At 51.4% G+C, this 12938-nt stretch carries 16 protein-coding genes and 2 pseudogenes; 3 read left to right on the top strand and 15 right to left on the bottom strand.

Features of this window, described 5'->3' with window-relative positions:
* Window positions 1-3: 3 nt before the first annotated feature.
* Genes J4650_RS19610 through J4650_RS19600 form a run of 3 tightly spaced genes read left to right on the top strand, consistent with a single transcriptional unit; the run spans window position 4 to window position 1106 of the window.
* Window positions 4-261, top strand: a complete 258-nt coding sequence (locus tag J4650_RS19610) for a hypothetical protein (protein WP_079948316.1) — start codon at window positions 4-6, stop codon at window positions 259-261.
* Between the two features lie 55 nt (window positions 262-316).
* Window positions 317-943 (top strand): DUF6338 family protein, encoded by a 627-nt coding sequence (locus tag J4650_RS19605; protein WP_079948315.1) that lies wholly within the window; start codon window positions 317-319, stop codon window positions 941-943.
* Window positions 936-1106, top strand: a complete 171-nt coding sequence (locus J4650_RS19600; protein WP_102136625.1) for a hypothetical protein — start codon at window positions 936-938, stop codon at window positions 1104-1106. Before J4650_RS19605 ends, J4650_RS19600 begins: the two co-directional genes overlap by 8 nt.
* Before the next feature lie 544 nt (window positions 1107-1650).
* Here the strand turns inward: J4650_RS19600 and J4650_RS19595 are convergent.
* The 15 genes and pseudogenes from J4650_RS19595 to J4650_RS19535 all read right to left on the bottom strand — a co-directional run bounded on the left by J4650_RS19595 (window position 1651) and on the right by J4650_RS19535 (window position 12931).
* On the bottom strand, window positions 1651-3354 hold the full coding sequence (locus tag J4650_RS19595; RefSeq protein ID WP_088493120.1) for a hypothetical protein: 1704 nt from the start codon (window positions 3352-3354) through the stop codon (window positions 1651-1653).
* Window positions 3354-3899, bottom strand: a complete 546-nt coding sequence (locus J4650_RS19590; protein ID WP_045160248.1) for a hypothetical protein — start codon at window positions 3897-3899, stop codon at window positions 3354-3356. Before J4650_RS19590 ends, J4650_RS19595 begins: the two co-directional genes overlap by 1 nt.
* Window positions 3871-4596 (bottom strand): hypothetical protein, encoded by a 726-nt coding sequence (locus J4650_RS19585; protein WP_000267951.1) that lies wholly within the window; start codon window positions 4594-4596, stop codon window positions 3871-3873. The genes J4650_RS19590 and J4650_RS19585 overlap by 29 nt, the downstream gene beginning before the upstream one ends.
* Window positions 4586-5140 carry a tail fiber assembly protein gene (locus J4650_RS19580; protein ID WP_045160249.1) on the bottom strand — a complete coding sequence of 185 codons (555 nt, stop codon included), beginning with the start codon at window positions 5138-5140 and terminating at the stop codon, window positions 4586-4588. Before J4650_RS19580 ends, J4650_RS19585 begins: the two co-directional genes overlap by 11 nt.
* 825 nt (window positions 5141-5965) lie before the next feature.
* A pseudogene (locus J4650_RS22900) lies at window positions 5966-6295 on the bottom strand (phage tail protein); the annotation flags it as partial.
* Window positions 6296-6344: 49 nt separating this feature from the next.
* Window positions 6345-7309: pseudogene (locus tag J4650_RS22895) on the bottom strand (phage tail protein); the annotation flags it as partial.
* Between the two features lie 9 nt (window positions 7310-7318).
* Window positions 7319-7906 carry a phage tail protein gene (locus J4650_RS19570; protein WP_079948312.1) on the bottom strand — a complete coding sequence of 196 codons (588 nt, stop codon included), beginning with the start codon at window positions 7904-7906 and terminating at the stop codon, window positions 7319-7321.
* On the bottom strand, window positions 7899-9083 hold the full coding sequence (locus J4650_RS19565) for a baseplate J/gp47 family protein (protein WP_045160253.1): 1185 nt from the start codon (window positions 9081-9083) through the stop codon (window positions 7899-7901). The genes J4650_RS19570 and J4650_RS19565 overlap by 8 nt, the downstream gene beginning before the upstream one ends.
* Window positions 9080-9409: a DUF2590 family protein gene (locus J4650_RS19560; protein WP_001002797.1), complete on the bottom strand. Its 330-nt coding sequence runs from the start codon at window positions 9407-9409 to the stop codon at window positions 9080-9082. Before J4650_RS19560 ends, J4650_RS19565 begins: the two co-directional genes overlap by 4 nt.
* The gene (locus J4650_RS19555; protein WP_045160255.1) at window positions 9406-11376 is read right to left on the bottom strand and encodes a phage tail tape measure protein; all 1971 of its coding nucleotides are present in this window, start codon (window positions 11374-11376) and stop codon (window positions 9406-9408) included. The genes J4650_RS19560 and J4650_RS19555 overlap by 4 nt, the downstream gene beginning before the upstream one ends.
* Before the next feature lie 187 nt (window positions 11377-11563).
* Window positions 11564-11821 carry a putative phage tail assembly chaperone gene (locus J4650_RS19550; protein WP_000411337.1) on the bottom strand — a complete coding sequence of 86 codons (258 nt, stop codon included), beginning with the start codon at window positions 11819-11821 and terminating at the stop codon, window positions 11564-11566.
* Entirely contained in the window at window positions 11808-11996 is a 189-nt protein-coding gene (locus J4650_RS22890; RefSeq protein ID WP_001270303.1) for a hypothetical protein, read from the bottom strand. Before J4650_RS22890 ends, J4650_RS19550 begins: the two co-directional genes overlap by 14 nt.
* Window positions 11968-12300 carry a hypothetical protein gene (locus tag J4650_RS19545; RefSeq protein ID WP_033567000.1) on the bottom strand — a complete coding sequence of 111 codons (333 nt, stop codon included), beginning with the start codon at window positions 12298-12300 and terminating at the stop codon, window positions 11968-11970. The genes J4650_RS22890 and J4650_RS19545 overlap by 29 nt, the downstream gene beginning before the upstream one ends.
* Window positions 12300-12641: a M15 family metallopeptidase gene (locus J4650_RS19540; protein WP_000175560.1), complete on the bottom strand. Its 342-nt coding sequence runs from the start codon at window positions 12639-12641 to the stop codon at window positions 12300-12302. Before J4650_RS19540 ends, J4650_RS19545 begins: the two co-directional genes overlap by 1 nt.
* Window positions 12638-12931: a phage holin family protein gene (locus J4650_RS19535; protein ID WP_001154425.1), complete on the bottom strand. Its 294-nt coding sequence runs from the start codon at window positions 12929-12931 to the stop codon at window positions 12638-12640. Before J4650_RS19535 ends, J4650_RS19540 begins: the two co-directional genes overlap by 4 nt.
* Window positions 12932-12938 lie beyond the last annotated feature (7 nt).

Below are 12938 nucleotides of genomic sequence, written 5' to 3'. Positions count from 1 at the left end.
CAAATGGCTACTAAGCACCAGACTGAACTTGCTCTAAAAGCATTACTATCAGAGTTACAACACTCAGGTTGTGATTTGTACGAGTTAATTGATAGATCGATATTAAGAATGCAACAAACAAATCTTTTCATCAAAGAAGATTCATATCGTGAAAGAGGTGGGGCGGAGGGCGTCCTTTTCACTACTGTAGAGAGCCTCGTTGGTAAACGCCCCAACACTCCATCTGGTGATATTACATCGTTCGATATTGAAGTGTTCTAATTTCTGTAGCCGGATTATAACAAATCCGGCTTATCCCTAAAAAAAGGAATGAGTCATGGATATACTTGAAAAGGGAAAGTTGCTGCTATTTGTACTTTTTATTATGCCTGGTTTCATCAGCATGAGAGTATATAGACTTTTTCACCCATCAAACGATACAGATACATCCAAAGTTTTAATAGATGTTGTTTCTTATAGCTGCATAAACTGTTCACTCCTATTAATACCTATTTATCTAATTGAAACCAATAATGTTTTTTCAACACATCCTTTTTGGTATTATGTGTTTTATTTAGTTGTCTTAATTATCACACCAGTGCTACTCCCTATCATCTTGTTAATGCTTCGTCGTAGCAATAGAATCAGACAATTTCTTCCTCATCCAACAGGACGTGCTTGGGACTATTTTTTTTCAACTAATCAGCGTTGTTGGGTTTTAGTAACATTAAAGAATGGGAAAAAATATGGAGGGTTTTATGGTTATAATTCTTTCGCATCAGGAAGCCCTGAACCAGAACAACTATATTTAGAAAAACACTGGAAATTAGACAATGACGGTGATTTTGATCACGAATTAACGGATACCTTAGGTATAATTATATTGACTAATGAAATCGAAAGTGTTGAGTTTATTGAGGTAAAACAACCTATCATCAGCAATAGCGAGATTGAAAATGTCTGAAGAAAAACCAGTTAACAATCCACGGCCTAAGCAAGATGGCTGGCAACCTGTTGAAAAAGGTTATCAGCCGACAACCAGACCGGGCCAACAAAACAATGGCTACCAGCCGCCACGACAAACACAACAAACCCAGCAAGTTGCGCCACCACCCAAAAAACGCTGAACCAAATCTGGCAGTGAGTTTCACGGATGATGAATTTTCAGTTCTTGAACTCGCAGCCAAGTAGACACAGCCCGCACCATCACTGGTACCGCGGGCTTTTTGTGTCGGCTATCTTACTTCACAATCAGATCGACTTTGTTTGCGTAAAATTTATTTTTCCCTTATTTATCTGTTGGTTGTAATTATCATTAGATCCTTAACAGATCCTATTTACTGAAAAAGCTGAAATTTTTTTCAATCTTTTCAGTTTTGGTTTTCTGGCAAGCCACCAGTACTGGCGCTGTCGGGGGCGGTGATTTGTAGAAAAAGAAAACTGAAAAATTTTATCGTTCCAGAAACCGCAGGCGGGTGCGGTGTAGCGCCGTTTTTGTCTGCGAAAGATTTATTTTGTCAGCGTGTGGCGTCGTCAGCGTAACGTGACAGCACAGATCCTTTTGTGGTGTTGCGCGGTAGTGGTCAGATAAAAGAAGCGCTTAGAATGCGTCAGGGGACGCCTGATGAAGGGTGTAAAAAAACCCGCATTATGCGGGCTGAAAAGAGAGAATCAGGCGATGATGTTCTGGTACTTGCTCCGGGTCTGTCCGGCCTTCGCTGCCGTCTGGTTAAATGCGCCCGCGTTCGTCGGCGTACCGACACTGGGGTGTGAATGGCTTGCGCACTGCTGCGCCAGCTCTGCCAGTAAATCAATGGTGTCCAGCATCATGGTCAGTGTGTTGACGCTCTCACTGCCAATATGGACGGTTGGCCCCATAATTTGCTGACCGCCCGATGCCACCGATTTACGCAATGCGGCAATCTTTTCTGTCAGGGTTCCCCCCACATCAACATTCATGGCACCGGCCACTTTCGTGGACTGCTGCCCGGCGATTTCGGTTTCTTCATTTCCTGTAATACTGGCCAGCCGGTTTCCTTTTACCGCCTGGCTGAAGTCGCCAGCACTGACCTGCTGTATGGCTCCGGCCATCAGCGTGGCGGTACCCAGTACTGTGATTTTATCCGTGGCTTTCACCGTGGTTTCACGGCTGACCAGTTCGCGCCGTTCCGTGTCGGCTTTCACCGTCCGCGCCATCGATGTTTCACTGATGGTCTGATCCGTCTGGCGTACCCAGTCTCCTGCCTGTGTCACGCGTTGCGAGACTTCCGCCCGCTGCTGTTGCAGCTGTTCGCCGGGCTTAATGTCCGGCAGACTGGTGCCATCCGGCAGCGTCTGCCTGATAAAGGGCTTATCCGGCCTGCCGCCCGTAAACGCCACCTCTACCAGCGTTCCTTCCGGTGGAAACTGGAACATTCCCGAATCGTTACCGGCCATTGGCACTGGCAGCGGTACGGCGGAATATACCGGCGTCTGGTTGTCCGGGTTGCCGTCCGCGTCAAGCAGCTGCACGTCAACAGCGTACCGTGGCCGGAACGGGTCGGCAAAATTACCGCTTTTTACGGCCTCGCTGGGTGCCACTACCCTGGCCAGTTTGGGCAAGTGAAGACCTGAAGCCAGTTCCGGGTAATGGCTTTCTATCTGACGCTGCGCCGGTGTTTTCTGTAATGGCTGACCTGTGGCGCGGTTCCGTGGTGTCCACGTGATGGTCATTGTGTCATTCGTCAGATGAACTTTGGTCACGCGTTCCCCGTTCACGTCCACGCCCGGACGAAGACTCTGGATCACCGGCAATGTCATGGAATTACCGCCCGCCGTTTCCTGGCTGAACTCTGCCGGGATTTCTACCGGACGTCCGGCAAACAGCGCCTTTTCTGCGCCGCCGACATACAGCGAACCATCCGGCAATGGATACCAGATGTAATCCGTGATACTGAATGCCCTGCCCAGATTATTCAGCAGCTGGTATCCCGTCCCGTTATGGGTGAAATGGGGGATCGGTTTATCACTGTACGGCACATCCGGTACCGCAATGCTGATCCCGCTGTTTTCCTCCAGCCATCCGGCCACATCGCGCAGTGTGGGATGCTGGAATGAGCATGGCCACATCCGTTCAAATACGCCAGCCAGCTCGCGGACGAACAGACGCTGATAACCGTTTTCGGCAGGCTGTGAGCGCTCCACATAGCCGGTAAACCAGCGCAGAAGTAAACCGGAATACCCCACATCCAGCCGTACCAGTTTGCCGGTGTAGTCTGTGGTCGTCTGTGCCGTAATAAAGCCACGTCCACAGCTGTTCAGCTCCAGCACCAGACTGGCGTCAGCCAGGTGTATTTCATCCGTTGAAAGGTAAAGGCGTTTTACTGGTTTCATCATTAACCTAAAGCGTCATTGACGGGCTTCAGTACCCTGCGTTCAAACCACGTCAGTTTTTCTTCATCCTCTCCGGCACTCTGCCCACCGGGTTGTCCCGTACTGCTGGCCGTCTGTTTTTTTGCCGTTGTTTTACCGGTTGCCCTGGCTTCCCGCTTCTCCTGTACGCTGACATGTTCCGTCAGGGTGAACGTGACCAGCCATGCCATTTTCCCGTCCTGCTGCGGCGCATCCAGCATTCCGCTGAAGGTGGCCTCACGAAAATTCACCGCTCTGGCCACCTCATGCGCAACGCGGTATTTCATGCGTTTCCCGTCTGCATCGGTGGCGCTGGCCAGTTCAAAAATACGCTTCAGGATCTCCGGGTTTTTAAAGGGTATTTCGCCGCTGATACGCAGCTCTTTGCCCTTTGCCCCCTGCTCTGATTTGGTGGTCGCGCTGGTCTGGCCGGACTGGTCTTTATCCTGAAACTGCTGGGAAACGGTCACGCGCATGTTTTTCAGCAGTATGGCCTCACCATTAAGCGCCAGTGTCGGGATCGACGTCATGAATCATGCCCCTTATTCCATCAAGATTTTTTCCGGCCAGCATGATTGCCGCAGTATAAACGGCTGAAGGCTGCGGAATGTCCTTTACCAGCGCCAGAAGGGTGGCGGCGGTGTCGCCACTGGCCGTAAATACCCATGCCCTGGCACTTTTCCCCTGCAAATCAGCAAGGCCGCTGGCCACATCGTTAATCAGGCTGTCACGCAGTTGCGTAAATTCCCCCAGCTGTTGTTTCAGCCCGTCCAGGCTGAATCCGGCGCCAGCCGCTTTCTGCGCCTCACTGATAGCGGCAGCGGATAACGCTGCCCTGCTGGTCGGAACGGACAGCGGAATGGCAACCGGCAGTCCAGCCCCGGCTTTCGCGGGGATCTGCATTTTCTCAGTAGCCAGTGTCGCCGCAGACTCAGCCAGACGTCTAACCTGGGTGAATGCGGGCGCTGGGAAAACATCCACCAGGCTGTTAAGCCCCTTCATGAAGTTTTCATGGGTCTGTCCCGTTACCATCATGATCACCACATCGGTATTGCCTCCCGTTCCGGCCAGTCTTTCCGCCAGATAATGGATTGCGTTGACCGGACTCAGGTATGCCCCGTTATCTGTCTGCTGCCCCAGACCGTGAATCCACGGATGCGCCGGAACGACGGAACAATCCAGCGCAGCCAGTGAATCCGTAAAAGCCAGACGCGCTTCACGCCACATCCGGTACCTCCGGCCAGTCAGGGGAAGCTGTATCCACACGGTTAACCATTACGCTGTAGAGTTCCCATGCTTCAAGCCGTTTAATCTCTTCATCTGTGGCAATTTTTAGTTTTACTGCCCGCGCCAGTGGTGCAATGGCTGATTCAGCCTCAGCAAGGCGGCGAACTTTTTCAGCTTCCGCCTTTTTACGCAGCTCTTCCGGCGAATAAACCCGTTGAACGACTTTACTGTCTTTAAACTGCCAGCCGCCTGAAATATCAGCGCGACGGTTTTCATCCGTATCAGGTAGCTCCGCCACGCTCTGGCCAGCAGGCCATAAACCGGAAATATCGCGCGTAATACACGTAATAACATCGTTATCGTCGTAGGTAATTTTCAGCGTGTCTTCTGAAAATAATTGCTGGCATGCATACCAGTCCTGACCATCCTCTGATTGTAGATGCGCCGCACCGGCGAATAATGTGTCGTCTGGTTCCGGTGTATACGGAATGAAATTTTTAATATTTAAAAACTGCTTGTTCTTTTTATTTTTTGCCGTTGTCATAATTATTGCTTCTTATACACTTGGGGCTGTCACCCACGTATCACCAACCAGATACTGAATGGGACGGTAATAAACCTTGTCATCACCACCTTCCATTTCCCAGCTACCGTCAGTATGGAACCCCGTCACCACCTGTCCGCCGCCAAGCTGAAAATCACGCCACAGACCGCCAGAAAGCGCCACGGGGCCAAGTCTGACCGCTTTTACTACATTGTTGTGAATCCAGGTACTTAACCAGCCATTTCCCCATACCGAACCAAAGATATCACCGTTATTCTGATAAATAGCGCCACCTATATTTAACGCGTTACAGTAGACAATACCGTTAACAGTAAATGAAATACTTCCGTCCGTATTTCGTTGACTGTATAAATGCCATCCCTGTTCATCGCTCAGCTCAATGACTGTTGGACGTTCTCCACCTCCCCACAGACTTAAACCAGCATTCAGTGCAGAATTGTTACCACTCGATAACGTCAGTGTTTTTCCGTTGCCGGCACGCACGACACCAGTAGCGCGAATATCTGCCAGCATGTGCAGCCCGGAATTGTCGATATAACCGACCTGGGCATTATTGGCATAAATACCCAGAACGCCGTCACTGTGCCACTTAAACCCTGTATCGTTATCGCCGAATACAATAGAATTACCGCCCAGTGCATTGTCAGTACCAATACCTAAAGCCCCATTAATCCGCCCCCCTGTAATCGGCAATGCACCCACATCACCGGCAGTGGGTTTATTTATGGTGTTGAAATCACGTCGCCAGCCCGGAGAATATCCATCGCCGTTATTGATATAGGTAAACTGAGCGCTGGCAATTCCGTAACCAGACGTTGTGGTGGTCGTTGTCACCCGAATAGTCATCGCGCCACGCACTCCCATTACCTCAATCACTGCGCCAGCCAGACAGATATTGCCACAGCCCGTGTCGGTGATAACTTTATTTAAAGCGTAAGACCATGTCCCTCGGCACATCCAGTACGGGTGATTGAATGCGCCCTGCGACTCCAGCCAGACGATAAATTCCGCCGTCGTCCACGGATTATCATCACCGCCGATAGTCACCGCGCCATCAAACGCTCGCGCGGCACCGATACGACGTACAAACAAATCCTTGTCAGGAATGTCGCTGCCATTACTGTTTTTCTCCAGTCGTCCGTTCGCATTATCCATAGCCGCTTTAACCGCTTTCGGCGTTGCGGCCAGCATCTCCGAATCGCTGTTTGTTTCACTGCTTAACTGCACAAACCCTTTTTCGCGGGTTGTGGCGTCCGGATGGTTACGGGATTGTTCATGTTTTCTCAGCGCATCGCTGGCCTGCTGCTCATTCAGCGTCCCTTTCGGGCGTAAATCCGTAATATTGCCGTTTTCATCAATACCCGCCACCGCAAACACATAATGCTGTACGCCGTTCTGCACATAATCCGCCAGGTTGTCAGCAACCGTAATACGGGACTGCACACCCCACACGCTGGTAAGCGTTCCTGTCCAGCATACATCCAGCCAGACTTTGACCGGCCTGGTTGTCACGGTAATATTCAGGTTTTCTGCAAGCGTTGTGCGCAGCCCTGCCACATAGCCGGTACCTTTGGTCACATAAAACTGATTCCCGCTTTTCCCGACCAGATAGCCGTCACCAAAAAACGCCGCCGCCCCGAAGATGTCGATATTTTCCAGGCGCAGGCGCTCATCCATTCCGGCCATACGTGCGGTAAAGTCAATCTGCCAGGTCTCAGCAGGCGTATTAATTCCGGTTTCAGCCTGTGCGCCGTTATATTCCATCAGAAACGAGCGCGTAAGCACGTTCCCCTGTTGCCCTTCAGCTGTTTTAAGTTTTTGCTGTAATGGCGCATGAACAATCATTGCCAGCGTACCGCTGGCTTTATTCAGCAATCCAATCCAGTTAAAGGAAAAATCCCCCACATCAGCCCCCAGTACGACGGAATGCACCACAGCGTTGTCATTCACCACGCCCTTACGGCTGACGGCCTGCCGGTGAACAATCTGTTCAGCCGGTGGCAGGGTTTCATTGCGGTCAACCGGCTGATCCGGGTCAAGTGCCGGCACATTAGCGAACACAAATTCATCCAGCAGAACAGGCTCCCCCGTGGTGCCCTGCTGCGCTTTCCACTGTTCAAATGCCAGTGTAATTGCTGTCTGTGACATATAATCCCCTTATAACCCTGCGCTGTATGTCGCGTTGCTGGTTTCCGTACCGCTCAGTGCTGCCGGATAAACCACATATTCCCCCTGATCCCATCCCGCCCGGATAGTCAGCCGTTCGGACGTGATCACTTCAAACTGGTAACGGCGGCATGTCCGCCCGTACTGCCGGATAATCTGGATCATCAGCTGCGTGTTATCCGCAATCTGGCTGTCCGTGACGCGAACCTGAATCACATCCCAGTCAATTCCCGGCTGGCGCTCCAGCAGTTCGACGTACCCGATCCCCATACGCTCAAAGATACTGATAAATCCCTCAACAGAACCGGCGTCACGCGCATTCACGAAGGCATACGCCACACGCCTGCGGAACAGTTCCAGCGGCTCCCCGTCAAAGCGGGAAATGTCCCGGTCATACGCCAGCAGGTTAAGTAATGCCGGTGTACAGGTCAGCGGATCAAACTGGTTCAGTGGCCACGTCACCCAGCCGTACACCTCCGCCCAGAATCGCCGCGCCGTTTGCAGCAGTTTTCGCGGCTCGCCCCTGTCCATCCAGGAGGGAAGTACCATTCCGGCCAGTTTTTTCATGAACTCATTCATTCTCAATACTCACCACAAGCGATTTCAGGCGCGGCACATTCAGCTCACTGGCAATGTCATCCAGCGAAAAATTCAGCGATTCCGTTACCGGAAAATTTTTATGGATTTCGCGCCCCAGCTGCGAGAAGGAGAACCGTGAATACGGCCACGTCCTTCTGACGTCATAGTCCGTATTTTCCCGGAAGGCGCACCGGATCAGGTTTTCAATACCGTCCTTCAGGCGCTTCTGTTCATCATCACTGATGTTGTTCAGGTTCCTGACCCAGACAGTGACCGCCAGATCGTGCAGGGTTTCCGGCATGGCATAACACTGCATATCGTCCCCGTGGCCGTGATGCCCCTGCGTGTTGATATAGTCATTCACGGCATCCACAAACGGCGCAGAAGCCACGCCGCTGTCCAGCAATAAATAGGCGTTGGCCGTCCCCGGCCCCCTCGGTGCTTCGTGCTCAAAGAAAATCCGGTCAATGCTCAGTCCGGCAACACCGGCAATCATCGACCGGTACACCGCGTCCGTGTGGTAGTTGCCCACCAGGTTAAACTGGTTACGGCAACGCTCACGCAGTTCATCATCGCTTTCCTCATCCGCGCCCGGTACGGTCAGCCAGTTTTCTTCACTGGCCACATGGCTGATGCCGTCCACGGCCACCGGCAGAATGCGGTAATATCCCGGCGCAAGGTTATATGCGCCGCCCGTTCCCGTTGCCTTTACCGGCAGCAGTGCGCTGGCGGTACCGAAGGCAATCACCACATCTTCCGTGGTGGCCAGTTCATACACCCTGCCGTTAATACGTTCTGTCTGTATCACCGTTCCGGCCTTCACCGTCACCACGGCGCTGGCGTCTTCCTTGTAAAAACGGATAACGCCCTGTGCAGCGCTGGCGGGCTTCGGCGTGATATTCACCGCCCATGCCAGCAGCCGTAACATGCTTCCACTGGCCGTGGCCACAAACATATTGGCCAGTACGGTGGAGATCAGAACCTCCTTCAGCCACATCACCGGCGCGGTTACAATGGCCGTGACCAGTCGCCAGAACGGAGACATACGGGAGGTATTCGTGATAATTCCCTCCTCCGTCGCAATGGCATTAAAGCGATCGCGAATCTCTTCTTCCGTCACCGGCATACCGCTGGCTTTCACCACCTCTTCAAAGTCAACCTGTGGCTTTTCCGTCATAAATCCACCTGTACCGATATTCCGCCGAAGTCATAAGTACTGGCCGTGATCCACAACCGTGTCCGGCTTTCTTCACCGATTTCCACTGTTCCCGGAACGATACGTTCATCATCCTCAATCAGTAATTCCATACGGGTAAAAATATCTGCCCGCATGGTCGGGCTTCTCTCGGCAATTAATTCCGTCGCCAGACCGCTTTCAATAATGGAATGAATAATGTCCTGCCCGATACTTTTACGGTTATTACATAATTCAGGTTCATTACCGGTATTCAGGACAAAGTCATTTCCCTGAATTAATAAATCAACATACAGGATTTCATTCATACGCCCAGCTCCTGAAACTCCATTAACTGCCCCGGCGTTATCATTTCTTTTGGATAGATATTGACAGTATTAATTTTCCGGCTGTTATCCGTCACAGACCTTGAGTTATTACTGACAGATTTACTGATACCACCTTTATCAATTCCTTTTAGCTCGCCACCTGTAGATAAATTATTTACTGTTAATGGTGGCGAAGAGGTTTCATTAGCCATTGAGATATCAACGCCGGGTATTTTATTCAGCTTCTCAACAATCCAGTTCCACGATTTCAGAAAACCACCTTTAACGGACTGCCAGACATTATCAAACATGGATACAATACCCGACGCCAGTCCACTTAATGCCTGTGAGGGTGAAAACCCTGTTAATAGCGCAATAAAACTGTTCCAGCCTTCACTGATAAATTGCCATGCTGTGGAAAACACCCCGGCCAGCCACGCCACCACCCTGGCACATGCCTGAAACGCGGATGTTTCCATAACAGCTGCTTTCACCGTATCCCAGTGTTTAATCAGCAACCAGCAACCCGCCGCAAGCAACGCTATCGCCCCGATCACAAGCAAGACCGGCCAGCTCATAAGATTAATACCGATTCCGGCCATGATTGCCGCCATACGAACGGCCAGCAACGCTCCGCGCAAAAATTTAAGCGTCGCATTCCAGGCGATAACAGCAATTTGTGCCAACCATACCATTGCCGTATATGCTTTCGTGACGGCGGTAATGGCAACCCAGATCCCGCGTAAACCTGCCATGATGAACTTAGAAGCGCCCATCACAATATTGGCAACCGCGCCCACTGCCGCAAACCCCAGCAACGCCATAGCGGCGTAGCCGATAACACGGGCAATGTTGGGAAATAGCTGCATCCATCTGGCAAATGTCTGTCCCATATCCGCCAGACGGTTCAGCACCGGATACAATACCGGGATTAGTGTCAGCCCTATTACGGTCTGAATGGCTTTCAGGATTTGTACAAACCGATCCCACGGTTTCACCAGTTTACTGGCCATCTCCTGCGTACGTTTCAGACCGTCAGATCCGCCCAGTTCGGTGATGTTCCTCTGGAGAAGCGCCACATTACCGTAAAGGTGTTTGACCACAGCCGAACTGTCACCGAATGCCGCATCCAGTTCCGCCTGGGCTTTCAGATTCCCTTCCAGGCTCTTGCCGTATTTGCCCTGCAATTTAATCAGCATCTCAGGCATGGACAGCATTTTTCCGGTGGCGTCAGTAAAGGACAGACCCAGTTTTTTTGCCCCTTCAACTGCCCCCGTCATAAAGCCTTCATAGGCGCTGCTGGCTTCCGTTCCCAGCGTGCGGTTAAGCTGCCCCAGTACCGCCAGCTGTTCATCCAGTCCGACGCCGTAGTTGGTACCGACGCCCCGCGCCCCTTCCATCAGGTCTTTGATAGTGCCCATTTCGGTACCGAAGACCTTGCGCATATACACCATTTTTCCGGCCAGCTGCTCAGCGAACTGAACCTTGCCCAGACGCTCCGCATCGGCGGAAAAATTACCAAACATCTGCCCCATAAATTCCGCCGTTTCTGCGGCGGTGGATTTCAGGGCAAACGCCAGGGTATTAGCAACTTTTGTCACTTTCGGCAGTTCATTACCGGTCAGCCCGGCAATAGCGGAATTAATACTTTCAGTGGACTGAACAAATTCCACCGCACTGGCGCCATAAGTTGTACTGAAGCGCAGCGCATCCCGCTGTACGGCTTTTAATGCCTGATCATCAATCCCTTTTGATGCTGCATCATTCAGCGCATCATACATTTCAATTGCCGGTGATAACGCACCCCGTATGGCCATTCCTGTACCCGCTAAAGCCAGCACACCACCGCCAATCTGCATAAAGGCCGCTTTTGATTTTTCCGCAAAGCCGGTGACGCTGCTCTGTGCCTGTTTTAACGGGCGGGACAACTTATCAATCAGGCTTAATGTAAAATCTAACTGTTTCATTCTGTGCCTTTAAATGCTTTAGCCACACCATTGGCTACAGCAATTCCTGTATATTCCCAGTGACGGTTATCCAGCCAGATAGCGGCGGCAATATCGTCAACGGAATCCTGACCATGTGGTAAATAATGACGGCGAAGTATTAAATATTGTTCGAGTCCGTTCTGTTCAATTGCCCGGACTCGCTTTGTCAGTTTTTTACTTCAATTTCCAGTTCAGGGGCGTAAATATCATTAACCTTACTGACAAGCTGAAGCGCAGCGCCCGGACGTTTTAATATTTCAGCTAAAGCTTCCTTGCTTTCCGTTGCAACAATACGCATCAGGTAGTTATGCGCAGGTGCCACTTTATTGTCCATTGCCATTTCATTAATAAACTTATTATAGGCGGTCTGATTTGGTTCAAAAATAATATCAGTCCCACAGACACACAGTTTAATTTTTTCCATATAAAAGGCTCTCTCTACGATTAATTTCATCTATTAACTGATTATGGCGTGCTGCGCACTGACCATAAATTTCAAGATACGCATTCAACAGTTCCGCAGCATCTTTACCCGTAGTCCCTTTCAGGCGTGGCAGCTGCGTGACGCATTTAGTTTTCAGGTTTTCCTGATAACGCACGTTCGGTACTGGCGGTGGCGTCGTTGTACATGCGGACAAAGTCGTCAGACAGGCACACGTTAGTAAACACCGGTTTAACCACCTCCGTACGAATTTCACGCGGCGGTGCATTTTTCAAAGCCTCCAGTTGTTCTTCCAGTTTTCGCCCGGATTCACTGGCCATGCTCGCCAGCGTTTCCCCGGTAGCGCTGGCTGACCGGCTGATGGCCAGATCGATACTGTCACGCTGCCAGTTAGCCGCCTTCCAGCCTGCCCAGAAGGCCAGAACAACCGTCACAAGCCAGCCCGCCACCACACGATCCATCAGCGAACCCCGTCATGTTCCAGACTGAAATGATTACCATCCGGCCTGGATTTGAAGCGCCCGCCCCAGCTGCCGCCCAGTGACTCCCAGTATTCGCCCAGCGGCAGGTAATCCTCTGTGCGGGTCTGGTACTGGCCGTTAACAAACAGGTTAAAATCCACTGCCAGACGCCGGGTATGCAGACTGTTGGTAATACCGCTGCCCTTTTTCGCGTTCAGCGCCGCCTGTTCCGGCGTGCGGTACGCCTCCCCGAACGTCAGCCGGTAGCCGTGTTCTTCTGCCCAGTGGATCAGATTTGCCACCATAACGGTAAACAGCTGCTGTTTTTCACTCAGTGTCATTTGTCAGCCCCCTTCCCCAGAAAACCGATCCCTTTCTTACGTAGCCAGGCTTCAACACCATTAAGGCCAAGAATCCCCAACGCTGAACCAATGCCGGCAAGCGCAAGCGGATGGATATCCGGTACGAAGTAAAGCGCCACCCCTGCCGCTACTGATAACGCGCTGCCCACAATGACACGCCCCAGAACCAGACGTGCCGTGATCGGCTCGTCACTGTTCAGCATCTTGCCCAGGGCAATCAGCGCCCCCATAATTGCCAGCGCAATAAACCCTTTTTCGTAGTCCTGCATCCCTTTT

This window comes from Salmonella sp. 32120201201600049SM, assembly GCF_017572835.1.
Lineage (GTDB): Bacteria > Pseudomonadota > Gammaproteobacteria > Enterobacterales > Enterobacteriaceae > Salmonella > Salmonella enterica.
Note: the sequence above shows the minus strand (reverse complement) of the source record. Positions and strands in the feature narration are given on the sequence as shown.